We start from the raw sequence: 25,013 nt of genomic DNA on the forward strand, positions 1-25,013 counted from the left end.
TCGGGAGATTGGGAAAAATCAGCAGAGAAAATTTGCAGCAAACGCAATCTGGTGCAATAGGGCGTCGAACAGGTTGGCGCCAATATAAATTACGCCAATATTTCATGGGGTCAAAGGTAGGTTAATCTCGTCGATGAAATCTTCAATCGCACTGATTGCATTGGCTCTTCCGATTGCCCTTCCACAGTCCGCTATGGCACAAGCGGATACCGGCGGACAACCACAAGCATCTGCAGAAGCGCCGCAAAAATCTCCTGAGCAATCAGAAGAAATTGAATTTAGCGCCGATACGATAGATTATGATTTTGAAAATGATGTTGTAACGGCCAAAGGCAACGTGCTGCTTAACCGGGACGGATACAAACTGCGTTCCGATACTGTCATCTGGAATCGCAAGACCGGTATCGTGCGTGCGGAAGGTAGTATTCGTTCGATAAGCCCCGATGGCGACACTGCCTATGGCGACAGCATTGTGCTGACCGACAGTCTGCGAGACGGAATCGTCGACAATTTATTGCTGGTGCTCGATGACGGCAGCAGGCTTGCCGCCCGAAAGGGAGAACGGTTTGCGGATGGCGCTCTAACACTTGACAGCGCCGCTTACACAGCCTGTGCAGTTACCACCGAAGATGGCTGCCCGAAAAACCCCAGCTGGCAGATTAAAGCCGTTAAAGTTCGCTATGATCCGATCAAGAAACGCGTCAGCTATGACGGGGCGCGGATCGAGATATTTGGACTGCCGGTCATTCCCCTGCCTGGCCTGTCGCATCCGGTCAGCAACGAAAATCGCAGCGGCATATTGGTCCCTAATCTGAGGTTTGATTCGACCAACGGCGTTGCGGTTTCCATTCCCTATTATTTCAACCTTGCGCCCAATGAGGACGCAACGGTAACAACTCAGGTCTTTACCGAGGTAGCCCCGTTGATCAGCGGGACATATCGAAATCTAAGCGAAAAAGGCGCATTTCAACTCACCGGCTACGCCACTTACGGATCCCGTATCCCCACCGGAGCGTCCGGACCATTGCCAGATGCAGAGAAAGATTTCAGGGGATATTTTGCAACCACTGGCCGCTTCATTCTGGATGAGAACTGGACGATATCGCAATCCGCGAGATTAGTCTCTGACCGAACTTTCCTGCGCCGCTACGATATCAGTGACGATGACAGCCTGCGATCGACCATCAATGTCGAACGGATAGACGACAGCAGCTATTTTTCACTGGCCGGGTGGGCGTTCCAGACCTTGCGCGCCGGCGATCCGCAAAACCGCGTTCCAATCGCTTTGCCCGTAGTTGACTATCGCAAGCGCTTTGCCGAACCGGTACTTGGCGGAAAAACGCAAATTCAAATCAACAGCCTGGCCGTCGGCCGTACTGAGGGTCAGGACACACAACGCGCCTTTGCATCCGCCCGTTGGGATCTGCGCAAACTGACAACCCTGGGTCAGGAAATAACCCTGACCGGCTTTGCACGCGGCGATGTCTATAACAGCCAGGATAACGCGCTTAACGAAACAGCCATTTATCGCGGTGAATCCGGTTGGCAAACCCGTGGTATTGTGACGGCGGCCGTAGACATTAAGTGGCCATTTATTGGGCAGGCCTTTGGCGGAACCCAAACGCTGACACCGCGTTTTCAGGTTGTCGCGACACCCGCTATATCAAATCAGTCGATTCCCAATGAAGATTCGCGTTCGGTCGATCTGGAAGATACAAATTTGTTTGCGCTCAACCGGTTCCCCGGCTTTGATCGTTATGAAGATAATGTTCGGGCCACCTATGGTCTGGAATGGAATCTCAACCGGCCTAATTTGCGCGTCGATGCCATTGTTGGTCAAAGCTATCGACTTGCCAATAATAGCAACATTGTTCCCGACGGAACCGGCCTTTCAGACAGGTTTTCCGATATCGTCGGACGGACGGAAGTCCGCTTCAAGGACATCGTCAAGTTTACCCATCGATATCGGCTGGATAAAGACAATCTCGCAGTCCGGCGCAACGAGATTGATGCCACGGTTGGCACGCGGGATACTTACGCACAAATCGGTTATTTACGGCTGAACCGCGATATTGGCGCCGGGATTGAAGATCTTAGTGATCGTGAAGAGGTCCGTGTTGGTGGCCGTTATCAGATAGACCGATATTGGTCTGTTTTCGGTTCCGCGATCATCGATCTTACCGATGCGCGGGAAGATCCGCTGTCTTCTGCAGACGGATTTGAACCCGTACGGCACCGGATCGGCGTCGCCTATGATGATGGTTGCTTGTCTCTCGGCATAACATGGCGCTATGATTATGAAGATACGGGAGATGACCAGCGCGGCAGCACATTCCTCTTCCGACTGGCTTTACGCAATTTGGGTGTGTAAGGCGTTTGTTAATGATATTTGATTGCTCATATTAGGTTCAGCCCTTTTTTGATATTGGCAGGTCTAAAGTTGTTCTTAGAGTTTGAAAAGAAACGAAAAATGAATTTTATGCGTACCCGATTTACCGGCAGACATGCAAAATTTGCGATTGCTGCTACCGCCGCTCTGTTGGCTGCGACCCCGTCATCAAGTCAGACAGTTTCGGACAATGCTGTGCCTCAAGCAGGCCTCAACATTCCCGAACAACTCACCATTTTTGGCGAAGATAATCCTAACGTTCGGCGGGCAACGGCGATTGTTAACGGAGATATCATAACCGGCACCGACGTCAGCCAGCGCCTTGCGCTGATCGTGACAGCAAATGGCGGCACGGTTTCCAAGGAAGAAGAGGACCGTCTACGCTTGCAGGTACTCAGAAACCTGATTGACGAAACACTTCAGATCCAAGAAGCTGAAGCGAATGAAATCACGATTTCCCAGGCGGAAATAGATCAGACATTTAATCAAGTGGTCCAGCAAAACTTTAGACGAGATTTGAATTCTATTGAACCTTATTTGCGCAGGAATGGCTCCTCAACCTACACGTTGAAACAGCAGATCAAAGGTGAACTCGCATGGAGCCGTCTGCTGCGACGCAATATTCAACCCTTTATCAATGTCGGCGATGAAGAGGTGAACGCTATTATCGAGCGGCTCAATGCTTCCAAAGGCACGACCGAGTATCGTATTGGCGAGATTTATATGTCAGCGGCCCCCGAGGCCGCCGAACAGGTTGCTTCCAACATGCGCCAGATATTGGATCAGATCCGTCAGGGCGGCTCTTTTGTCGCCTATGCGCGTCAATTTTCCGAAGCTTCTACAGCTGTCACTGGCGGGGACCTCGGTTGGGTCCGCCCCGTACAATTGCCGCAATCGTTAGCGGATGCAGCAGCGCAGATGCAAATTGGCCAGGTTGTTGGTCCCGTTCAAGTTCCCGGCGGCTTCTCGATATTATACCTTATCGACCAACGTCAGATACTGACGGCCGACCCGCGCAATGCGGTCTTAAGCCTTAAACAGCTCGCCATCGGTTTCCCACCTGGAACGACCGAAGCACAAGCGACCAGTCGTGCAGCAGAATTTGCTACGGCTACCCAAAACATCAAAGGCTGTGGTGCCGCCAATGAAATAGCCGCCAATATCGGAGCGTCGGTGGTTGACAATGATCAAGTGCGTCTGAAGGACTTGCCTGGTCCACTGCAGAGCACCATCGCCAACCTGCAAATTGGACAAGCCAGCCAGCCTTTTGGATCCGTAACAGATGGCGTACGTGTGTTAATCCTATGTGGCCGCGACGACCCGCAAACCGCAACAGCACCATCTTTTGACAAGATTATGTCGGATCTGGAAAATGAGCGGATCAACAAACGCGCGCAAATCTACCTGCGCGATCTGCGCCGTGACGCCATTATCGAATATAATTGAGGAATGCGAGGGTGACAAAACCCTTTGCCCTTTCGTGCGGTGATCCTGCAGGAATAGGGCCCGAAATCATCTGTAAGAGCTGGCTTGAACGGGAAAGCCTTGGTTTGAGCCCGTTTTTTGCGGTCGGGAATTTTGAAGATTTCAAAGGATCAGATAGTAACGGGCTTTGCGGTGCGCCCATTATCAAGATATCCGATCCTGCCGAAGCCAAAAGTAAATTTGATGCGGCACTACCGATCTTTCATATCCACAACGGCGAACCTACGGTACCGGGGCGACCTACGCTGGACGGCGCTCAATGTGCTTTACATGCTCTGGAAATAGCGTGTGGGCTTGCGCGATCGGGAGACGCTGGCGCAGTTATTACAGCTCCAGTTTCCAAGTCGCAATTGTACAAGGTCGGGTTCCGTTATCCGGGGCAGACCGAATTTGTGTCAGAACGATGCGGTATCGCCCGGGAAAATGCAGTGATGATGCTGGCCGGTCCTTCGCTGCGCGTAGTTCCAATGACAACACATATAGCTTTGAAAGATGTGCCCTCACAGCTCAGCAAGTCACTAATCATCGCGCGTGCCAAGGCGGCTCATAAGGCCATGATCAGGAATTTTGGCATAGAGAATCCGCGAATCGCCATCGCTGGACTTAATCCCCATGCAGGGGAAAATGGGAATTTGGGTGACGAGGAAAAACTGGTCATGGAACCCGCGATTGAGGAGCTTGGGGCGCAAGGTTTTGATGTGTCCGGGCCCTTGCCTGCTGATACCATGTTTCATGAAGAGGCCCGGTCTCAATATGATGTAGCTCTGTGCCCCTATCATGATCAGGCTTTAATACCTCTGAAAACACTACATTTTTTCGACGGTGTGAATTTGACACTCGGCTTGCCAATCGTCCGGACCTCTCCCGATCATGGCACTGCATTCGGGATAGCAGGACAAGGAATTGCCGATCCCCGGTCGATGATTGCCGCCATCCAGATGGCCGCCACCGCCGTTTCCAATCGCGAAAAATACGACCTTTGAGCCACTCATCGACACAGCCACCATCCCTGCCTCCCTTGAGGGAGGTGATCAAAAAACATGGCCTGACCGCCAACAAGGCACTCGGCCAGAATTTCCTGCTTGATACCCAGCTATTGTCGCGCATCGCGGCAGTTCCAGGCGATCTGGAAAACGCCCAGGTGTTTGAAGTCGGCCCCGGTCCCGGCGGACTGACACAGGCGCTGCTGCAGGCGGGCGCAAAGGTGACAGCGGTAGAGCGAGATGAACGATGTCTGCCTGCTTTGGCTGATCTTGCGGATCATTTTCCCGGGCAATTGCAGGTTATCAACGAAGATGCCTTGAAAATTGACCTGTCGCAATTGTTCGACGCACCTTTTCACATCGCATCCAACCTCCCCTATAATGTTGGTTCCGCGCTTCTAATAAAATGGCTGTCCAGTTCTGCGTGGCCGCCCGCTTGGCAATCCCTGACGCTGATGTTCCAACGGGAAGTCGCTGACCGGATTGTTGCCGATGCGGGCTCCAGTGCATATGGGCGCCTGTCCATTTTGGCGCAGTGGCGCTGCGATGCGAAACTTGCGATGTCAGTCCACCGTTCAGCCTTCACGCCGCCGCCGAAGGTGATGTCGGCTATCGTGCATCTGACACCAAAAGAACAGCCCGACGGCGTTGATCCCGAAATTCTGGCCAAACTGACTCAGACCGCTTTCAGCCAGCGCCGCAAAATGCTGCGGCAAAGCCTGAAAGGCCTGCCCGGCGGACTCGACGCCCTGAAAGACGCGGGGATTGACGGCGCTCGCCGCCCTGAAACCGTCAGCGTAGACGAATTTGTCGTGCTGGCCCGCTTTCTGTCGGCCTAGCTTGCTGCTTTCAGTTTCCGGCGATAGGCGTGCAGCAAGGGTTCTGTATAACCGCTTGGCTGCTCGACACCTTTGAACACTAGGTCCCTTGCGGCCTGAAATGCCAGACTGCCGGCCGGATCACTCGCCATCGGCTGATACAACGGATCGCCCGCATTCTGACCATCGACCTTCGCCGCCATGCGCAGCAGCGCAGCATCAACCTGCTCTGCCGAGCAAACACCATGCAACATCCAGTTTGCCATATGCTGGGATGAAATCCTGAGGGTCGCGCGATCCTCCATCAGGCCGACATCATGAATATCCGGAACCTTAGAACAGCCAATGCCCTGGTCAACCCAGCGCACCACGTAGCCCAATATGCCTTGCGCGTTGTTATCCAGCTCGCGTTCAATTTCTTCGGTCGACCAATTATGCCCCTCTGTCAGAGGAATAGTGAGCAGCTTGTCCAGTGATGGTATTCCTTCACTTGCCACCTCTTTCTGACGCGCGAACACGTCCAGCCGGTGATAGTGAATGGCGTGCAAGGTCGCCGCCGTCGGGCTTGGCACCCATGCGGTATTTGCACCGGTCATCGGATGACCAATTTTCTGCTCCATCATATCTGCCATCATGTCGGGGGCTGCCCACATGCCTTTGCCGATCTGCGCCTTGCCGGACATGCCGCAAGCCAGACCGATAGCAACATTGCGGGCTTCATAGGATTGAATCCAGTCGCTGGATTTCATGTCTGCTTTTGCGACCATGGCGCCACCCTGCATGCTGGTATGGATTTCATCACCGGTACGGTCCAGGAAGCCTGTGTTAATAAACACAATCCGGTCTTTCACAGCCTCAATGCAGGCCGCAAGGTTGGCAGAGGTCCTGCGTTCTTCGTCCATTACGCCCACTTTTATCGTGTTACGGGCCAGCCCCAGCAGGTCCTCCACCGCATCGAACAGATCATTGGTGAAGGCACATTCTTCCGGACCGTGCATTTTCGGTTTCACGATATAGATGGAGCCGGCTTTGCTGTTGCGCAGCTCCCCCAACCCCTGCAGGTCATGCATCGCAATCAGGCTGGTAAACACGCCGTCGAGCAGGCCCTCTGGCGCCTCGGACCCGTCGCTCAGCAATACGGCCGGATTGGTCATCAAATGTCCAACATTGCGAACAAACATCAGGCTGCGCCCAGGCAGTGTGAAAGAATTACCATCCTGATCGACATAGTCGCGATCCGGATTGGCGCGGCGCTCAGCCTCCTTGCCGCCTTTCATGAATTTGGCTGCGAGATCACCCCGCATCAGGCCAAGCCAGTTGGTATAGGCGAGAACCTTGTCTTCCGCGTCAACCGCAGCGACGGAATCTTCCATGTCGATAATCGTCGTCAGAGCCGCTTCCAGATAGACGTCGGCAATATTGGCTGGATCATCCTTGCCGATCGGGTGATCTGCATCAAAAATCACGTCAATATGCAGGCCGTTATCTTTGAACAGGCATCCCTTGTCATTCCATCCAACGCATTGCGAAGGATCTTTCAGCGGGATGCCGTTTTCTTTGACATTGCTCAGGTCACTCCAGCTGCCGTTCGACAGCGGTAGCGTCTCGTCCAGAAACGCCTTGGCCGCCTTGATCACCGCTGCACCGCGTACAGGGTCATAACCGCCGGGTTGGGCCGGTGCCGCATCCAGTGCGTCGGTGCCGTAGAAGGCATCATAAAGGCTGCCCCAGCGCGCATTGGCGGCGTTCAGTACGAAACGATCATTCAGTGAAGGCACCACCAGTTGTGGCCCCGCCATTGTAGCAATTTCCGGATCTACATTTTCTGTTGTGATGGCAAAAGGTGCTGGCTCATCCACAAGATAACCGATCTCTTTCAGGAACGCCTGATAGGCCGCCTGATCAATTGGTTTACCCTTGTTGGCGATATGCCAGTCATCAATCTGTGATTGCAGTTTTTCCCGTTTGGCCAGCAGTTCAGCATTGCGCGGAGCAAAACGGGCCAAAAGATCAGCAAAACCAGACCAGAACTGATCCTGATCCACACCTGTGCCAGCCAGGGCGCGTTCATTGACAAAATCAAACAATAACGAAGAAATCTGGACACCGTTTTGACGGACATATTCGGACATGAAGGGTTCCTCTTGTTCAAAAACATAGCACGCCCCCGACATCATTGCCTGAGCGCAAAAGCAGATAATCCGGGGAGGAATCGGTCGCATCCTATGACGTGTGACTCGATTTTTGTAAATGCCGGAAATCAAATCCTTGCCGATGGCGTAAAGATGGTCCAGAAATTCTCACCCATGGTTCTGGATGAAAAAATAACACTGCTCGAAACAAGCCTCGAACGGGCAGCAGACAGGCTTGGTGATATTACCGAGCCGGTGATGAAACGATACTATGACATACACCCCGAAGCCCGAGATTCTTTCCGTGAGCATGGCCTCGGGAACACAGTTAAACTCGAAGCCGAAATGGTGGAAAGCGTTGTCTACTGCTTGATGAACTGGCTAGAAAGTCCGCAGGAAATCCGCATCATGTTTGGCAGTACAGTCCCGCATCATGAGGAAACACTGCATGTGCACACTGACTGGTTTAGCGGGTTGGTCGATGCGGCGGTGCATGTCATTGCTGAAACGATCCCGGACACGAAGCAGGAGGAGCGCGATCTGTGGGAAGAAATTCATCAGGGCGTCAACGACCTGATTGCAGACGCCCGATATTAGGCCTGCAATTGTCGCTGGAAAAAGGTGACAGCGATTGATTACAAATGCTATCAGTTTCAAATGAAAGCAAATCCTCTTCCCGAAAGCGCTATTCTGGAAACTGCCAAAGGCCTGCCGCTTCTGCAACGCACGGAAACCTGGTCCAGAGTCAATAGCGGTACCACCAATCTGGATGGCCTGAAAACCGTTGCTGGCCAGTTGGCAGATACTTTTTCTGCCTTGCCTGGAGATATAAAACTGGTTGATCCAGATCCGGTCGAAGCAGTACGCTCCGACGGTTCCGTTGATCAGGTCCAGCGAGGTCAACACCTCCATGGCTCTATCCGTCCTCACGCGCCTGTGCGGATATTGCTTACCGGCCACATGGATACTGTTTTCCCTGTCGATCACCATTTCCAGAATCTCGAATGGATCGAAGATGGCGTGCTCAATGGCCCCGGGGTCGCGGATATGAAGGGCGGTCTTTCGGTCATGCTAGGCGCGCTGCAATTGCTGGAGCAATGCGAACAGGCCAACCATATCGGCTATGACATCATGATTAACAGCGATGAAGAAGTGGGCTCTGCTTCCTCCTCTGCGCTGATTGAACGCTGCGCCAAGGGCAAGGTCGCCGCCCTTACCTACGAACCTGCCCTGCCCGATGGCACTCTGGCTGGCGAACGCGGCGGTAGCGGTAATTTCTCGATCATTTTTACAGGCAAAAGCGCCCATGCCGGCCGGAACCCTGATGAAGGTCGCAATGCGCTGGTCGCTGCCGCCGATATGGCTCTGCAACTGAAGGCGCTGCACCGAGAAGGATTGAGTGTTAACCCGGCTAAAATTGAAGGCGGCGGTCCTAATAACGCCGTTCCCGATCATGCCATTTTACGGGTGAATTTTCGACCCAAGACGTTGGCAGACCAGCAAGAGGCCCAAAGCACGCTTGATAATCTGGTCGGCATTATTGCCCGGGGTCATGATCTTGATGTGCATTGTCATGGCGGCTTTGGTCGTCCGCCCAAGCCGATTGACCCGCAGGCTCAAAAGCTGTTTCATCTGGTCAAAAGCTGCGGCGCGGATCTGGGGCTGGACATTAACTGGCGGGGGACCGGCGGTGTTTGTGACGGGAACAATATTGCAGCTTGCGGAGTGCCGGTTGTTGACACAATGGGGGTACGCGGCGGCGCTATTCACAGCGCAGACGAGTTTCTGATCACGGACAGTCTTGTCGAACGCACACAGTTATCGGCGCTTACAATCATGCGTATTGCCGCCAAAGGGGGATTATGACGAATTTCAAGATAAGAGCGGCACGGATCGATGATCTGCAGCATCTTTACGAGATGGCAAAGCTGACCGGCGGCGGGTTCACAAACCTGCCTGCTGACAAGGATAGCCTGACAGCGAAGCTGGGTCGTTCCACGCGTGCTTTCGATCGGACGTCGGATGAACACGGCAATGACCTGTTTGTGATGGTGCTCGAAAATGTCGAAACCGGCGCGGTGCGCGGGACATCGCAGCTATTCACCATGGTCGGGCAAAGCTGGCCATTTTATTCCTATCGCCTCAGCACCTTGTCACAGACCAGCAAGGAACTGGACCGGACGTTTCGCGCGGAGATGCTGACTTTGGTCACCGATTTGGAAGGCGCCAGCGAAGTTGGAGGCCTGTTCCTCCACCCCGGCGAGCGCGCGGGTGGACTGGGCATGCTCCTGGCACGCAGCCGTTATCTGTTCATCAAGGAGCACCGGTCCCGCTTTGGTGATCGCCTTTTTGCAGAATTACGCGGCGTGATTGACGAAGCAGGCGGTTCGCCGTTCTGGGATGGGCTCGCTGGCCGCTTTTTCGGCATGGGATTTCAGGAGGCGGATTATTTCAACGCTATCCACGGCAATCAGTTTATTGCCGACCTGATGCCCAAACATCCGATCTATACGGCAATGCTTAGCGAAACCGCACGCGCCGCTATCGGTATCCCCCATCCCAATGGCCGTGCTGCGATGCGGATGCTGGAGAACGAGAATTTCTCTTATGACGGCTATGTCGATATTTTTGACGGCGGCCCGACTATGATCGCCAAGACGGATGATGTGACCAGCGTAAAAAATGCCAAATCGGATGAGATCGTGGCCATCACCGCTTCGGGATCGGGCCTCAAGTCTATTATCTCTTGCGGTAGGCTTCACGATTTTCAGGCCACTTACGCCTTTGTCGGTGAAGCGGAAGGCGGTGTGACGATTGATGAGGATGCTGCCGCCAGTCTGGGCCTGTCCGTCGGCGATACGATCGGACATATTCCAAGGTAATCAGAATGACAAAAGTTCAGGAAATAAATTTCGACGGGCTCATTGGTCCCAGCCATAACTATGCCGGGCTCAGCCTTGGCAACATTGCCTCTTCAACCAATGCTGGCGAGGCATCTTATCCGCGCGAAGCCGCCTTGCAGGGCATCGCCAAGATGCGGCATAATATTGATCTCGGGCTGGCACAGGGCTTTTTCATGCCGCTGGATCGGCCCAATATAGCCTGGCTGGACCAACTGGGCACAACGATAGAAAGTTCAGAACCGCATGTTCGGGCCGCCGCCTATTCCGCGTCATCCATGTGGGCAGCCAATGCAGCAACCGTCTCGCCCGCGCAGGATAGCGAAGACGGCAGGTGCCATTTGACGGTCGCGAACCTGCAAACCATGCCGCATCGCAGCCATGAATGGCCGGGCACTCTCGCGCAGCTGCGGCTCGTCTTTGCCAATCCGGATCATTTTTCTGTTCATGGACCGATTCCTTCTCCCTTTGGGGACGAAGGAGCAGCCAACCATATGCGATTATGCCCCTCTCATGGAGAAGCGGGGATCGAGATATTCATCTACGGCAAAAGTGGCGGCCCCTTCCCCGCTCGCCAGCATGTAGAAGCCAGCAAGGCGGTGGCGCGGAAGCATGGCCTGCAAGATGATCACGTCATTTTCGCGCAGCAATCAGACAAGGCCATCGCCGCTGGAGCTTTTCACAATGATGTCGTTGCTGTTGCCAATGAGCAAGTGCTGTTCGCTCATGAAGATGCGTTTGAGCACCGCGATGATTTTTATGCAGAAGTGCAGCGCAAATTCCCCCAAGCAGAAATTATCACCGTACCGGCCGACAAAGTAAGTCTGGCCGACGCGATCACATCCTATTTGTTCAACGCACAGCTAGTTACCCTGCCCGACGACGGCGGCATGGCTCTGATCCTGCCGACTGAAGCGAAAGACAATGAAGCGGTTTGGACCTATCTACAGGAATTGGTGTCCGGCAACGGCCCGATCCGCAAACTCTGTCCCGTCGATGTCCGGCAATCCATGGCCAATGGCGGCGGCCCAGCCTGCTTGCGTCTGCGCGTTGTTGCCGATCCAGATGCTGTCGATCAGCGCTTCATCGCGACACCGGAGAAGCTGGACGCCATAGCCGGGGTGGTGGAACAATATTGGCCGGAAACCATCATGCCGGAACAACTGACCGATGCCGATCTGCTGACGAGCATCAAAAATGCACGAAAAGCGCTTTTGGAGACATGTGCCCTTACCGACCTTGCGACCTGAATTTCATGCCTCAACTGTCGAGTTAACTTACAGTTAACTATATTGGCAATTGCGAGACTCCCACTTTTCTGGGCTTGGCACGGTGCTTGCTGCGTCTTTGACATGTGGAAAAAATTCAAGCGTCTGTTCATCATCAAAACCAAGTTTGAAGCGTTCTTGATCATCTACGCACTGGCGACTGGCGCTGTCGCGAGAGGTCAGGACTATCTGATGCAATATCCCGGCTTTGGTGGAAAGCTGCTGTTTCTGGCCTGTACCGGTGCGGTTTTCATGGCCGGGGCCAAAATGCTGGATGCGATCGACTATCGCCGAGCCTATGGGCCAGATTATTAAGAAAGTCGGTGTTCCCCGACATCTCATGTGCTGCGAGATATTCGATCAGGGGACATCCAAAGCCATCCAGTGGTAAGCCGCTGTTGCTCGGCACCAAGTCATAATGAAAAGTGGGGGTTTCTGTTGCTCGGTACCCCCAAACCGCCGGTATCCCTTCTGTTGCCCGGTGGGTCCAACCGCGCTTTAACTTCTTAAGTTACAACCGTGAGGTTGTTGGCTTAAGCCGCTACTGCGAGTGCTTCGTTATCGTTTGCACTTATAGTTTTTGAGCAATCACGGCATACTCAGGCCGGGTAAAAATAATGCTTTTCAACACACGTCGATCCTGGTTCGGCCCCATCAGCAAAGATGTCCAAAAACATCCCAAATGGTGGAGCCGCCGGGTACTGCCCCCGGGTCCGTTGTGCCTATTGCACATCACAATTTATCACCATAGTCCACCGAAGCGGACAGGCCCTATATAGGCGCTTAATTCTGAATGAAAAGAGAATGCCGCAAAAATATGGGCGCGGATATTACTATCCACGCCCATAGATATCGTACTTAAACACCTGATTTAGAGTTTATTTTTTCAGATTATCACGAATTTCGGTCAGCAGATCAATTTCGCTTGGGCCGGAAGGTGCTTCTTCCTCTTCTTTCTTCGCCATCACTTTGTTGGCATAGCGGACGATCATGAAAATGATGAAAGCCAATATGATGAAATTGATGACCACAGTCAGGAACTGTCCCCAACCCAGCATGGGTACTCCGGCTTCTTTCAACGCTGCATAATCGGTAGAGCCGGCCAATTCAGCTGGCGGCGTACCGAGCAAGATGAACATTTTTGAGAAATCAGGTGTACCGAGAACCGCACTTACGATCGGCATGATGACGTCTTCGGTCAGTGATGTCGTGATGGTCGCAAAAGCGGCGCCGATAATGACCGCAACTGCCAAATCCAGCACATTGCCTTTCAGGATAAACTCTTTAAATTCTGCAAACATAGCAATACTCCTCTTCCCCGTAAGATGATGGCTAAATGCCCGAAAACCTCTGATTTGTCGAGGGAAGTCATTGCATTTACCCGCTTTCATTCCTATTTTTACATTTGATGAGGCGATCAATAGGAACGTGGGAGAAAATCAACATGCGTGGCAAGTTAAGCAAATTTCTGATGGTACCGGTTTTGGCAATGGCGCTCAGCGCTTGCGGCATTAACAGCGTGCCCACGGCCGAGGAACAGGCCAAGGCAAAATGGGCCGATGTCGAGAGCACCTATCAACGCCGTGCAGACCTGATTCCCAATCTGGTGGAAACGGTCAAAGGCTTTGCAGCCCAAGAGCAGGACACCCTGACCGCTGTGGTGGAAGCACGTGCGAAAGCGACATCTATCCAGGTCAGTGCCGATGATTTGGGTGATGCTTCAAAAATTCAGGAATTTGCCGCAGCGCAGGGTCAGCTTTCACAAGGTCTGGGCCGCTTGCTGGCAACTGTAGAATCCTATCCTGACCTCAAATCCAATCAAAATTTTCTGGCTCTGCAGAGCCAGCTTGAAGGTACAGAAAACCGCATCAATGTGGCCCGCCGGGACTATAATGAGGCGGTCCGGCAATATAATACCACCATCCGGACCTTCCCCGATATTATCGGTGCCAAGATCATCCACGGTGCAGAACCAATGGAGCCATTTACGGCGACAACCGAAGGTGCCGACGAAGCGCCAACTGTAGCGTTTTAAACCGTAATGCGATATTTCCCCCACAGCATTGTCGCAGCAATTTGGGCTGCCTTGATTTTGTCGATCACTGCCGTCTCGGTACCTGCGGCGGCCCAAAACTTCCCTGAATTGACCGGTCGTGTGGTCGATCAGGTGGATTTGCTTGATCCGGCGCAGGAGGCATCCCTGACGGCTAAACTGGAAGCCCTTGAGGCCAACTCTACCCGGCAACTGGTTGTGGCTACAGTTTCCAGTTTGGACGGCTATGATATTGCCGATTATGGTTATCAGCTCGGCCGATCATGGGGCATCGGGCAGGATGGCGACGGCGAAACGGAAAAAGACAATGGCGTCATATTGCTGGTCGCCCCCAATGATCGCAAGGTCCGCATAGAAGTCGGCTATGGACTGGAAGGCATAATGACTGACGCGCTGTCCAGCATGATCATCCAAAATGACATCTTGCCACAATTTCGAAACGGCAACATGCCGGCTGGCATTGAGGCTGGCGTCGACCGGATCGCGATGCAGCTCACACTGCCCGAGGCAGAAGCACGCGCCTTTGCAACACAGGCGGTGGCTCAACAACGTGAACGTTCCAGTGATGGTGAAGGCGGTTTGATCATATTCTGGATCATTGTCGGAATAGTCATAATCGTAATGTCCATATCCGGTTCCCGTGGCGGCAGGCGTTATCGCGGCGGCTCTGGCCCCGTTGTTATCTGGGGCGGTGGTAGCTCCAGCGGATGGGGCAGTTCCAGCGGCGGATTTAGCAGCGGCGGCTTTGGCGGTGGCGGTTTTAGCGGCGGTGGCGGCAGTTTCGGCGGCGGTGGCGCATCAGGGGGATGGTAATGAAAAAGGTCAACCAGCTCTCTGAAGCCGATCACAAGCTTGTTACGGCAGCAGTCAGCGAAGCGGAAAAATCCACCGACGGCGAGATTGTCACCATTGTCACCGATCTGTCAGACAAATATCATGATGCCGGCCTGCAATGGGCTATTGGTATCACATTCTTCTTCCTGTCGACGCTCGCTGTTTTTCCGGCCTTTTATCAATCAATAATAACGGGATTATTTGGCGGTTGGGAGCAGGATTTCACCACTCCCGGTGAGCAAATGGCAGTGCTCTTCATTGCCAGCGTGACCCTGTTTCTCATGATGCGTTATCTGTTTGCGTGGATGCCACTGCGGCTATTGGTAACGCCAAAAAGTACCAAACAACGCCGCGTTCGCAAGCAGGCGATAGACTTTTTCAAAGTAGGTGCAGAGCGCAGAACTATGGGCTTGACTGGAATATTGATCTACGTTTCCCTGAAGGAACATCGTGCAGAAATTGTTGCCGATCAGGCCATCGCGGAAAAAGTCTCTCCCGAAGTCTGGGGCGAGGCCATGGTTGCGCTGATCGATGAAGTACGCGCTGGCCGACCTGGCGAAGGGATGGCAGCGGCCGTCAAGCATGTCGGCGTGGTGCTGAAAGAGCATTTCCCCAAAACTGACAAAAATCCCAATGAACTGCCAGATCGGTTGATCGAAATTTGAGTAGCGGAAATTCCGACACGCCGGATTCCGGTGCCCCTGTCGAAACCATGTGGGAAGGCCGTTTTATAACGGCCAAAAGACAAGGTCGATGGGAATATGTTTCCCGCAGTCGCGGTATCCGGGCAGCAGTCATATTGGCTATCGATGAAGGTCATGTCCTGTTGGTCGAACAATATCGTGTGCCATTGGGTAAGAACTGCATAGAACTTCCGGCAGGCCTGGTTGGCGATCATGATGATAATGGCGATGAGGATGCATCATTGGCTGCTGTTCGAGAACTCGAAGAAGAAACCGGTTATCGTGCCAGCGCAATGGAAAATTGCGGCGAATTTTATTCTTCGCCGGGCATGGTATCAGAGAGCTTTTCGCTATTCAGGGCACATGGTCTGAGCAAAGTCGGCGAAGGTGGCGGCGTGGAAGGTGAGAATATCATTGTTCACCGCATCGCTGTTGAAGAGCTTGATGATTTCATTGATCAAAAACGCGCTGAAGGTGCTGCAATTGATGTTAGGCTGCTGTTACTTTTTCAACCGAAATAAGAGCAACCTCTATCGAAAATTATCCGCATAGGCTTGGATTTTTAAAGTCTTGTTCGGCGTAGGCACGATAGAATAAGAGATACCATATTTGTCGGCATAAGCCTTTGCAGCATCAACATCAGGAAATTTCATCCGCACTTGTCGCTGTGTATCACCAGACCCCGCCCAGCCGGTCAGTTTGTCCGCTTTGCGTGCTTCGGACGGCTCAAACTCCAATATCCATTTGTCAGTCAGCGCCTTGCCTGACTGCATAGCATTCATGGGGTTCTGGTAAATCCGTGCGGCCATCACATTTTCCTTCGTTGATGATCGCCTCAATAAGCGCGTGAAATCGCAAATTCAACCGCTTCGGTCATAGCGGCTTTTGCCTTACCCGGCGGGAAAGCACCCAGAGCGTCAATTGCCCGCTGTCCATAGTGGCGCGCGCGGGAAATCGTGTCATCAATCGCGCCGGTTTTCTTTAGCAGGCTAGTGGCAAAAGCCAGATCATCGTTCGAGACCCTGTGCCCGATAATCGCATCTTTCCAGAATTGCCGATCCTCATCACTTCCACGGGCATAAGCCAGAATCACTGGCAGGGTTACCTTGCCTTCGCGGAAATCATCACCGGCATCTTTGCCCATTGTTTCGCTGTCAGAGGAATAATCAATCGCATCATCGACCAGCTGAAATGCGATTCCCAAATTGCGACCGTAAGAATCGAGTGCCAACTCGGTTTCTTCTCCCCGCTCTGCAACCACGCCTGAAATCCGGCTGGCTGCGGCGAATAGTGCCGCTGTCTTGGATCCGATAATATCGAGATAACGGTCTTCGCTGGTATCAATCTTGCGCTGAGCCGTCAGTTGATTGACTTCACCTTCCGCGATGATGGCCGACGCACTGGACAGAATTTTCAGTACTTTCAAAGAGCCGTCTTCCACCATCAGTTCGAAGGATCGGCTGAACAGAAAGTCCCCCACCAATACGGTCGCAGGGTTGCCAAAAACCAGATTGGCAGTAGTTTTGCCGCGCCGCAGGTCAGAACCATCTACAACATCGTCATGCAGCAACGTAGCAGTATGGATAAATTCAACCGCTGCCGCCAATTTGAAATGGCGATCCCCTTCGTAACCAATCAATTTGGCAGCTGCCAGGGTCAGCATGGGACGCATTCTTTTGCCGCCACCGGCAATCAGATGGCCTGCCAATTCAGGGATTAAAGGGATTTCAGACTGCATCCGGTCAAGGATGACGCTGTTCACCTGGTTCATGTCACTGGCGACCAGTGCCATAAGTGGTTCTAAGGACGGGGTCGCTTCACGCCCCAAATGATGCACTGTTGCAGACATATTCCCTGCGATGTGGCAAGGGAAAGGCGATAAGGCAAGTGAAATCAAAACATCCATAGGTGAAGTTTGCAAAACTTGCGGGCAAGTCTATCAAGCTATGAATCAATTAAGGAAATCAGGCAGCTATTCATGGACGACAAGCTCAAACAATATCGCCAAAGCATCAACAATATCGACGCCGCATTGGTGTTCATGCTGGCAGAACGGTTCAAGGTCACGCAGGCCGTTGGCGAATATAAGGCGAAGAACAAGCTCCCCCCTGCCGATCCTTCCCGCGAACAGGAACAAATTGCCCGCCTGCGACAACTAGCCAGCGACGCCGATCTTGATCCCGAATTTTCCGAAAAGTTCTTGCGCTTCATTATCGATGAAGTGATCCGTCACCATGAGCAGATTCGGGAGGAGTCCGCCTAACCTTGCTTTTGCCTGATATGCTTTAGGCCCAAAACACCGGACACAATATGAGTTATAAAGCTGCGCACCACTGGCCATCGGGCAAAATGATGGATGGCAAGATCGCGGACAAACGGTAAAATTCTGCCATTTGACTGATAAAGCGGCGTGAACATGACGCTGAGAAACTGATAAAGCTCGATATGAAACGACCGCAACCGGCTATATCGTTTCGATATGCCATCAATGCTGACCGCGTTTTCAACAGCCGTTGCAAGCGCACTGGCGTCGATGAGGGCCATGTTGGCCCCCTGCCCCAATTGCGGACTTGTGCAATGCCAACTGTCGCCGACATGATATAGTCTGTTCGATGTCTGCGAGCGACCGGTACGATGCCCATAAACGGCCATGGTCAGCTCGTCCATTGATGCAATCTGAGCTACAAAGGGTTCGGCTTTCGGCCAAAGCTTACAATATTCCTTCCTGAACTTCTCAATACCCGCGTCCATGACACCGGCAGCATTTTCCGGCTTTTCAGACCAGAATATCGCTGCCCCCTGATTACCGGTGGCTGGATTGATGCCAACCGGCATTATTCCCGCCATTTTGCTGGCGTGCCAGTAACGCTGGTCCAGCGCGTTGGGCATTACTTCATGATTGGTGGGTATATCGACCGTTGTCCAGAATGCACCGTAACTGAGTTTTTTAAGACGTCCGGTAGCCAAAGGGCTGCGAGCGCCGCTTGCATCCACCAGCAGATCGAATGGCGCGGGCGATATGCCGTCTGCAAAAACCGGCTCAATTGCAGATTCATTTTCCGATACACCAACCAGTTCCTTGCATGTTTCTATCGGGATTCCCGCCTCTTTTACCGCCTGCATCAAAGTTTCGAAAAGGCTGGCACGGTGAATGCCCAAAGCAGAAACGGCATGGCGGGCATTTTGATATTTCATGTCCAGCGCGCGGCGCCCATTATGCACCGAGATACCGTGCAATTGGTGAACAGGGCTAGCCAGTTGCCGGATGCGATCCAGCAATCCCAATGAGTCCAGAACTTGTTGTCCAGAAGGTTGAATGAGCAAGCCTGATCCAAGCGGTCTGGGTTCAGAAAAACGCTCAAACAGGGTTACCTGATGCCCTTGCTGCGCAAGAAACAAGGCAGATGCTAGACCACCCGGTCCGCATCCTATTATTGCAATATTCTGTGCGACTAGCCCCAAAGTTGAAATACCCGAATATCGTCAATATGCTGGCTTGATATCAAGGATTTACCATCGATTTCGGCAAGCAGAGCCTAACCATCAAACCGCCAAGATCTTCGCTTTCTTCCAGAGAAACTGTGCCATGATAAATTTCCGCAACATCCCGGACAATGGCGAGCCCCAGGCCTGTACCCGGTTTTCCGGTATCCAGACGCGCACCGCGATCGAAAATGCGTTGACGCTCTTCGGCAGGAATGCCCATGCCATCGTCCTCGATCAGCAATTCGACAAACTCGTCATTCGGTTCGACTGTGACAAAAACACTGCCACCGCCATATTTTGCAGCATTTTCAACCAGATTACCGATCATCTCGTCCAAATCCTGGCGTTCGACGGATACCGCAGCATCCTTGTCACCATCGATATCGATCCGGACATGCTTATAGAGCCGTCCAACAGCTCTTTCGACTGCCTGCAGGCTGGGCCACACACGGGCACGGCTGTGCGCATGACCGCGGCGACCAACCGCGCGGGCACGGGCAAGGTGGTGGTCCACCTGACGGCGCATCACGCCTGATTCCCGGATCACCGTGTCGGCAAGGTCATCTGCTTTGGCCGTAGCACTGTTCATGATGACGGTCAGCGGCGTTTTCAGCGCATGAGCCAGATTGCCTGCATGCCGGCGCGCTTCTTCCGCCTGTTTTTCATTATGGTCGAGCAACTCGTTCAACTCGTCAACCATCGGTGTGACCTCATTGGGCATCGGTTCGCTGACGCGTTTTTTCTGCCCGTTTCGCATCTCACCGATCGCCTTGCGAATTTTTCGCAGAGGCCAAAGCCCATATAAAGTCTGCAACGCGGCCATGCCGATCAGTCCAAGGGCGAGCAACAGGAAGCTGTTGATCAATATCGACCGTATTTCATTGACCTGAGCGTCCAACCCATCTCGGCTCTGGGCGACCTGAAACGACCATCTCACTTCTGAATCGGGAAGAACGACGCTTCGTTCTGCTATCCGCAAAGGTTCCTCAGGGAACTGGTCACTTTCATAGAGATGGGTCTCCAGATCCTCATGGGGTTCTGTTTGCTCCAATGTTCGATCCCATAGCGAACGGGAAGCCCAATCATCATGCCCGGCACCGCTAATCTGCCAATATGAACCACTATTGGGTTCCAGAAACCGTTGCTCGCCAAGTGGTCGATTGAATAATATCTCACCGTCGGGTCCGATTTCTGCGGAAGCGATCATTGCCGTAAGGGCATATTCAAGCTGATTGTCAAAATTGCGGGTGACCGCGTTGACGAGCACCCGGTCCAGCGCAACGCCGCCGCCAAGTAGCAATATAATAATCCATGCGGCCGCAATACCGATCATCCTGCGGCTCAGCGACCCTGTGGTTTGCGTGCCTAACGGGGGTTTCGGCTGGACATCTGCTTCATCAATCGGAAGGTCTATTTTGCTTGTCTCATTCAGCTGTCCGGATCCTCTAGACTGTAACCCAGCCCCCGGATTGTCGAAATGACATCGGCACCCAATTTTTTCCGGATACGGGTTACAAATACTTCAATCGTATTCGAATCACGATCGAAATCCTGATCATAAATATGTTCGATCAGTTCAGTTCGGGACACAACCTTGCCTTTGTGATGCATCAGATAAGACAAGAGTTTATATTCCTGCGCGGTCAGCTTCACCGGCCCGCCATTTAAAGTCACCTTGCCGGAACGCGTATCCAGCCGGACATCACCTGCCGTCAGTTCTGATGATGCATTGCCGGATGCGCGGCGTATCAGCGCCCTAAGGCGTGCAATCAGCTCTTCGGTCTGGAACGGCTTGGCGAGATAATCATCGGCCCCCGCATCCAGTCCTGCAACCTTGTCCGACCAGCTGTCGCGAGCGGTCAACACCAGTACCGGGAAATTCCGTTCTTCCTTGCGCCATCGATCCAGTACCGTCAGGCCATCAATTTCCGGCAAACCCAGATCGAGGATAACGGCGTCATATTCTTCGGTAGAGCCCATGAAATGGCCGTCCTCACCATCTGTGGACAGGTCAATTGCATAGCCATTGCTTTCCAGAGTCGATTTTAGCTGTTGTCCCAATGTGGGTTCATCTTCGACTATAAGCACGCGCATAAAGTTACTCCAGGAAACCGGTTTTCAAGATGATATAGCTATATCACCATCATTAAATCCCACAATGATAAAGAGAAAACGACTTAGCGGCGTTCACGGAGGATGGCTCCAGTCCGACCATCGACATCGACAAAGATGACATGGCCTTTCTGGATAAATTTCAATCGATAGACCTGGGCTGAAGGATCATATTCCGGCCCCAGATACTGGCTACCCGCCATTCTTGGCAGAACCTTGTTTTCAATTGATCGCAGGGACTTTCCCTTGCCTGCCATCATTTGCGCACGAGCTGCCTTTTGCTCGTTATCGCGTTGCATAGCCTGGACCGGGACAGCCGTCACAGCCAAGGCAGCGCAAGCCATTATCGCGGAAAAGATGGGTTTCTTGAACATGATCAGGCTTTTAACGTTCCTGCTTTTAACATCACGTGAACGGCAAGTTCAGTTCACATCTTTAATGATTAACGGATCATTTCATAGGTAATATTGAGACTAACCGTCGTTCCGACTTGTCCAGGCGCCACGGGGACGGACTCGTCCTGAACACTCATCATTCGCTTCGCACCCATAGGACGAGAAGAAACATTGCTAAATCCTTCCGCGATAGAAAGCTCCCGCACGCCGGTATATCCCGATGCCTTGGCATAATTTTCCGCCTGCCTCTTGCCGTTGGCTAAAGCCCGTTCGCGCGCCAGTTTCTTGACCTCGCTATCGTCATCAATCGAAAAATAGGGACCGTTGAGATTGGTTGCACCGCCGTCACTGACAAGCGCGTCCAATATCTTACCCAGACTATCAATATTGCGGACTTTCGCGCGGACCTGGTTGGAAACACGATAGCCGACAAAACGATTTACCTTGCCTCCACGATCATATTGGTAATCGGCATTGAGGTTAATACCCGTCGTTTGAATGTCATCTTCTGCAACACCGAGTGACTTCAATTTTTCGATCACCATTCTGGCCTGGCGAGAGTTGTCACGTAACGCCTGTGTTGCGGTGGGAGCCTTTGTCTCAACTCCGGTACTGAACGTCGCCGTATCGGGACGACTATCAACCTGCTCCGATATGGTGAGCTCGATTACGGGATTTTGTGCCGTAATCTGTACATTAGCGGCTTCAGCCATTTGGCCGCCCCCCAACATCGCAGCAGCGAAAGTAATAATTGCGAGATACTTCATGTCGTTCCTTCCAATAAAATCAAAAGTTAAGAACCCTGCTTTGACCAAATGCAACCACCCAATAGTCACCAACTGATTCCTTATAGCCTGCTTTTGCAAAAACGTAACTTGAGCAAAGCGCCACTTGCCTATAACGCGCAAGGACAATGTCTCAGCCACCGATTTTCTCTTATGAAAACCTATCTCTCCATCAAGGCGAAGGATGGTTATTCCGTGACCTCGATCTGCATGTCGGTCCGCGCGACCGTTTGGCATTAATTGGTCGTAACGGTGCGGGAAAAACGACATTGTTGCGGCTGATTGACGATCAGATTGAGCCGGATAAAGGCAAACGGATTATCCAGCCCGGCACCAATATCGTGATGCTTGAGCAGGAGCCGGATTTCTCTCCGTTTGATACACTTCTTGATTTTGCAGTCGCTGGAAGCCGCGGCCCAGCGGAACATGAGGTTCAATCCATCGCAGACCAGCTGTCTACAAACCTTTCAATCCGTGCGGACAAGGCCAGTGGCGGTGAAAAACGCCGGGCAGCGATTTGCCGGGCGCTGGCTTTGGAACCGGATCTGTTGTTGCTTGACGAACCGACCAACCATCTCGATCTAGGCGCGATTGACTGGCTGGAAGACTGGCTGCATCGGTACAAGGGCGCTTTCATTACGATTTCCCATGACCGGACCTTTCTTACCCGTCTCACCAAACAGACTATCTGGCTTGATCGCGGTGCGATCCGCCGACAGGAGGTCGGATTTGGTGGCTATGACGCGTGGATGGAAAAAGTTCATGCGGACGAAGCACAAGCCGCCAGCAAAATTGACGCAAAGCTGAAGCTGGAAGCACGCTGGCTGGAGCGCGGCGTAACTGCAAGGCGCAAACGCAATCAGGGACGGCTTGAGAAATTATATCAAATGCGGGCGCAACGTGCAGCCATGATTGGTCCGGCCGGAACGGCCAATCTGAAAGCCCAAAGCGATGATGTCCGGACAAAGTCCGTCATCATGGCCGAAAATATCTCCAAGGCTTTTGGTGAAGGCGATGCCAAACGCACCATCATTCGGGATTTCTCCCTGCGCATTCAGCGGGGAGACCGGATTGGTATTGTCGGGGCCAACGGAGCCGGCAAGACGACTTTGCTCAAGATGCTGACCGGCGAACTGGAACCGGACACCGGATCGGTTGATCTGGCCAAAACGCTGAACGGTGTCTTCATCGACCAGCAACGCAGCCTTTTGGAAGGAAACAAGACCGTCCGCGACGTGCTTGCCGATGGCAGCGACTGGGTGGATGTGCGCGGCAACAAAAAACATGTGCAGGGCTATCTCAAAGACTTTCTGTTCGCCCCCAGCCTCATTGACGCCAGAGTAGGCACTTTGTCAGGCGGCGAGCAGTCCCGGCTGCTCCTCGCCCGAGAATTTGCGCGTATGTCAAATTTGCTCGTACTGGACGAGCCGACCAATGATCTCGATCTTGAAACGCTCGATCTTCTTCAGGAAGTGATTGCGGACTATGAAGGCACCGTACTACTCGTCAGTCATGACCGCGACTTCCTGGACCGCACGGTTACAGTGACTTTGGGACTGGATGGCAGCGGCAGGGTAGATATTGTCGCAGGCGGCTATGCAGAATGGGAAGCCAAGCGCAAATCCGATAGCAACGGATCAAAGTCCAGAAAAACCGGCAAAGCAGCACCGACAAAAGCTACTACAAAATCAAGCAGTCCGGCGAAGAAGCTGAGTTATAAAGACCAGCGGGATTATGACATGCTGCCCGGTCGGATCGAAGCAATTGACAAACGCATGGAGCAAATCGCCGAAGCTTTGTCCGACGCCGACTTGTACACCAAAAATTTCACCCAATTCGAACAACTTACGGAAGAAAATGCAACTCTCATTGACGAAAAGGATGAGGCAGAGATGCGCTGGCTGGAATTGGCAGAGCAGGTAGAGCAGCTAAAAGGGTAGCGATAAAAACAGTGATCAACCGCTCTACACTTGATAAGCATGCTCGAAACAAAGAAATGGGCGGTATAGAGTGAAGTCTCAATACGTAAAGATGCCTCAGTAACAGTATGGCCATTCGTTAGAAATTGGGTTAGTTAGAAAGTTTATGATGAAGCACGGCTTTTAAATATGGACCCAGTCAGCGTTGAAATCGCCGCGATCAGGTCAGCGCTGGCTGAAGCCACCGAAAAGATCGAAGCGCTGAACGGGCTGGTTGTATCCTCCGAAAATGACGAGACTGATACCCCCGACCCAGCCGTCGAAGATATCACTGCGGCAGAGTTGATACATCGCGCGGAAAGACTGTTGAAATGGAGCCGGCTCAAAGCCGATACGCTTAATCTCGGTTCCGGGTTATTTGCTGATTCCTGTTGGAACATGTGCCTTGACACTTACATTTGCGATCTCAAGGGCCAGAAGATAACCGTTTCATCAATCGCACATAGTTCCGGGATACCCATGACAACGGCCATGCGATATATCAACGTGATGGCAGAAGAAGGCCTGCTCGAGAAATCACCCAATCCTTCTGACAATCGCATGATTTTCATATCCACTTCTGAAACCTGCAAAGACAAGATCTCTACCATATTGTCTCATTTCAAGTGATCTGACCACCAAGAAGCAAAGCGGTCTGATCCAGTTAACTTCTATTTAACCATCTTTGTTCATTTACGTTTTTACCAGGTGACGGTTCGGAGATTGCGGGAT

At 52.6% G+C, this 25,013-nt stretch carries 25 protein-coding genes and 1 other RNA gene; 16 read left to right on the forward strand and 10 right to left on the reverse strand.

The window, feature by feature from the left end:
* The first annotated feature begins 133 nt into the window (after positions 1 to 133).
* The 4 genes from lptD to rsmA all read left to right on the forward strand — a co-directional run bounded on the left by lptD (position 134) and on the right by rsmA (position 5,696).
* The gene (gene lptD / locus DK507_RS16785; RefSeq protein ID WP_109357431.1) at positions 134 to 2,371 is read left to right on the forward strand and encodes an LPS-assembly protein LptD; all 2,238 of its coding nucleotides are present in this window, start codon (positions 134 to 136) and stop codon (positions 2,369 to 2,371) included.
* A gap of 108 nt (positions 2,372 to 2,479) precedes the next feature.
* The gene (locus DK507_RS16790) at positions 2,480 to 3,835 is read left to right on the forward strand and encodes a peptidylprolyl isomerase (RefSeq protein ID WP_254054457.1); all 1,356 of its coding nucleotides are present in this window, start codon (positions 2,480 to 2,482) and stop codon (positions 3,833 to 3,835) included.
* A gap of 11 nt (positions 3,836 to 3,846) precedes the next feature.
* Positions 3,847 to 4,857 carry a 4-hydroxythreonine-4-phosphate dehydrogenase PdxA gene (pdxA, locus tag DK507_RS16795; RefSeq protein WP_109357433.1) on the forward strand — a complete coding sequence of 337 codons (1,011 nt, stop codon included), beginning with the start codon at positions 3,847 to 3,849 and terminating at the stop codon, positions 4,855 to 4,857.
* 44 nt (positions 4,858 to 4,901) lie between these two features.
* Complete coding sequence (gene rsmA, locus DK507_RS16800) at positions 4,902 to 5,696, forward strand: 16S rRNA (adenine(1518)-N(6)/adenine(1519)-N(6))-dimethyltransferase RsmA (protein WP_254054429.1); 795 nt, start codon at positions 4,902 to 4,904, stop codon at positions 5,694 to 5,696.
* Here rsmA and DK507_RS16805 read toward each other — a convergent pair.
* Positions 5,693 to 7,807: a malate synthase G gene (locus DK507_RS16805; protein ID WP_109357435.1), complete on the reverse strand. Its 2,115-nt coding sequence runs from the start codon at positions 7,805 to 7,807 to the stop codon at positions 5,693 to 5,695. The two genes, rsmA and DK507_RS16805, sit on opposite strands and share 4 nt — an antisense overlap.
* A gap of 93 nt (positions 7,808 to 7,900) precedes the next feature.
* Here DK507_RS16805 and DK507_RS16810 point away from each other — a divergent pair, with 93 nt between their 5' ends.
* From DK507_RS16810 to DK507_RS16830, 5 genes are all read left to right on the forward strand, one after another.
* Positions 7,901 to 8,404 (forward strand): hypothetical protein, encoded by a 504-nt coding sequence (locus tag DK507_RS16810; protein WP_109357436.1) that lies wholly within the window; start codon positions 7,901 to 7,903, stop codon positions 8,402 to 8,404.
* A gap of 60 nt (positions 8,405 to 8,464) precedes the next feature.
* A complete protein-coding gene (locus DK507_RS16815; RefSeq protein WP_109357756.1) occupies positions 8,465 to 9,673 on the forward strand; it encodes a hydrolase in 1,209 nt (402 codons plus the stop codon).
* Positions 9,670 to 10,689, forward strand: coding sequence for an arginine N-succinyltransferase (locus tag DK507_RS16820; RefSeq protein WP_109357437.1), 1,020 nt, complete (start codon positions 9,670 to 9,672; stop codon positions 10,687 to 10,689). Before DK507_RS16815 ends, DK507_RS16820 begins: the two co-directional genes overlap by 4 nt.
* A 5-nt stretch (positions 10,690 to 10,694) precedes the next feature.
* Positions 10,695 to 11,957: an N-succinylarginine dihydrolase gene (locus DK507_RS16825; RefSeq protein ID WP_109357438.1), complete on the forward strand. Its 1,263-nt coding sequence runs from the start codon at positions 10,695 to 10,697 to the stop codon at positions 11,955 to 11,957.
* Positions 11,958 to 12,059: 102 nt separating this feature from the next.
* Complete coding sequence (locus DK507_RS16830) at positions 12,060 to 12,290, forward strand: hypothetical protein (RefSeq protein ID WP_109357439.1); 231 nt, start codon at positions 12,060 to 12,062, stop codon at positions 12,288 to 12,290.
* 109 nt (positions 12,291 to 12,399) lie between these two features.
* Here DK507_RS16830 and ssrA read toward each other — a convergent pair.
* Together ssrA and mscL are read right to left on the reverse strand one after the other, a co-directional pair.
* Positions 12,400 to 12,779: a transfer-messenger RNA gene (ssrA, locus tag DK507_RS16835) on the reverse strand.
* A gap of 74 nt (positions 12,780 to 12,853) precedes the next feature.
* Positions 12,854 to 13,276: a large conductance mechanosensitive channel protein MscL gene (mscL, locus tag DK507_RS16840; protein WP_109357440.1), complete on the reverse strand. Its 423-nt coding sequence runs from the start codon at positions 13,274 to 13,276 to the stop codon at positions 12,854 to 12,856.
* 143 nt (positions 13,277 to 13,419) lie between these two features.
* Between mscL and DK507_RS16845 the strand changes: the two genes are divergently transcribed.
* The 4 genes from DK507_RS16845 to DK507_RS16860 are packed head-to-tail and all read left to right on the forward strand — an operon-like array spanning position 13,420 to position 16,066.
* Positions 13,420 to 14,010: a LemA family protein gene (locus DK507_RS16845; protein ID WP_109357441.1), complete on the forward strand. Its 591-nt coding sequence runs from the start codon at positions 13,420 to 13,422 to the stop codon at positions 14,008 to 14,010.
* A gap of 6 nt (positions 14,011 to 14,016) precedes the next feature.
* On the forward strand, positions 14,017 to 14,841 hold the full coding sequence (locus DK507_RS16850; protein ID WP_109357442.1) for a YgcG family protein: 825 nt from the start codon (positions 14,017 to 14,019) through the stop codon (positions 14,839 to 14,841).
* Positions 14,841 to 15,527 (forward strand): TPM domain-containing protein, encoded by a 687-nt coding sequence (locus DK507_RS16855; protein ID WP_109357443.1) that lies wholly within the window; start codon positions 14,841 to 14,843, stop codon positions 15,525 to 15,527. The genes DK507_RS16850 and DK507_RS16855 overlap by 1 nt, the downstream gene beginning before the upstream one ends.
* Before the next feature lie 47 nt (positions 15,528 to 15,574).
* Positions 15,575 to 16,066, forward strand: coding sequence for an NUDIX hydrolase (locus tag DK507_RS16860; RefSeq protein WP_109357444.1), 492 nt, complete (start codon positions 15,575 to 15,577; stop codon positions 16,064 to 16,066).
* 9 nt (positions 16,067 to 16,075) lie between these two features.
* Here DK507_RS16860 and DK507_RS16865 read toward each other — a convergent pair whose 3' ends face one another.
* Positions 16,076 to 16,354: an NADH dehydrogenase ubiquinone Fe-S protein 4 gene (locus DK507_RS16865; protein ID WP_109357445.1), complete on the reverse strand. Its 279-nt coding sequence runs from the start codon at positions 16,352 to 16,354 to the stop codon at positions 16,076 to 16,078.
* 26 nt (positions 16,355 to 16,380) lie between these two features.
* Positions 16,381 to 17,394, reverse strand: coding sequence for a polyprenyl synthetase family protein (locus DK507_RS16870; protein WP_109357446.1), 1,014 nt, complete (start codon positions 17,392 to 17,394; stop codon positions 16,381 to 16,383).
* A 129-nt stretch (positions 17,395 to 17,523) separates the two neighbouring features.
* On the opposite strand from DK507_RS16870, the gene DK507_RS16875 reads away from it, so the two are divergent.
* Positions 17,524 to 17,808 carry a chorismate mutase gene (locus tag DK507_RS16875; RefSeq protein ID WP_109357447.1) on the forward strand — a complete coding sequence of 95 codons (285 nt, stop codon included), beginning with the start codon at positions 17,524 to 17,526 and terminating at the stop codon, positions 17,806 to 17,808.
* Here the strand turns inward: DK507_RS16875 and DK507_RS16880 are convergent.
* From DK507_RS16880 to DK507_RS16900, 5 genes are all read right to left on the reverse strand, one after another.
* On the reverse strand, positions 17,805 to 19,007 hold the full coding sequence (locus DK507_RS16880; protein ID WP_162559104.1) for an NAD(P)/FAD-dependent oxidoreductase: 1,203 nt from the start codon (positions 19,005 to 19,007) through the stop codon (positions 17,805 to 17,807). The two genes, DK507_RS16875 and DK507_RS16880, sit on opposite strands and share 4 nt — an antisense overlap.
* Before the next feature lie 40 nt (positions 19,008 to 19,047).
* Positions 19,048 to 20,364 carry an ATP-binding protein gene (locus DK507_RS16885; protein ID WP_109357449.1) on the reverse strand — a complete coding sequence of 439 codons (1,317 nt, stop codon included), beginning with the start codon at positions 20,362 to 20,364 and terminating at the stop codon, positions 19,048 to 19,050.
* Between the two features lie 95 nt (positions 20,365 to 20,459).
* Positions 20,460 to 21,125 carry a response regulator transcription factor gene (locus DK507_RS16890; protein ID WP_109357450.1) on the reverse strand — a complete coding sequence of 222 codons (666 nt, stop codon included), beginning with the start codon at positions 21,123 to 21,125 and terminating at the stop codon, positions 20,460 to 20,462.
* Positions 21,126 to 21,208: 83 nt separating this feature from the next.
* Positions 21,209 to 21,517, reverse strand: coding sequence for a hypothetical protein (locus DK507_RS16895; RefSeq protein ID WP_109357451.1), 309 nt, complete (start codon positions 21,515 to 21,517; stop codon positions 21,209 to 21,211).
* Positions 21,518 to 21,585: 68 nt separating this feature from the next.
* Positions 21,586 to 22,305 (reverse strand): SIMPL domain-containing protein, encoded by a 720-nt coding sequence (locus DK507_RS16900; protein WP_109357452.1) that lies wholly within the window; start codon positions 22,303 to 22,305, stop codon positions 21,586 to 21,588.
* 146 nt (positions 22,306 to 22,451) lie between these two features.
* On the opposite strand from DK507_RS16900, the gene DK507_RS16905 reads away from it, so the two are divergent.
* Positions 22,452 to 24,263, forward strand: coding sequence for an ABC-F family ATP-binding cassette domain-containing protein (locus tag DK507_RS16905; RefSeq protein WP_109357453.1), 1,812 nt, complete (start codon positions 22,452 to 22,454; stop codon positions 24,261 to 24,263).
* A gap of 168 nt (positions 24,264 to 24,431) precedes the next feature.
* Positions 24,432 to 24,911, forward strand: coding sequence for a helix-turn-helix domain-containing protein (locus tag DK507_RS16910; protein WP_109357454.1), 480 nt, complete (start codon positions 24,432 to 24,434; stop codon positions 24,909 to 24,911).
* Positions 24,912 to 25,013: the final 102 nt, after the last annotated feature.

This window comes from Sphingorhabdus sp. EL138 (assembly GCF_900258045.1).
GTDB lineage: Bacteria > Pseudomonadota > Alphaproteobacteria > Sphingomonadales > Sphingomonadaceae > Parasphingorhabdus.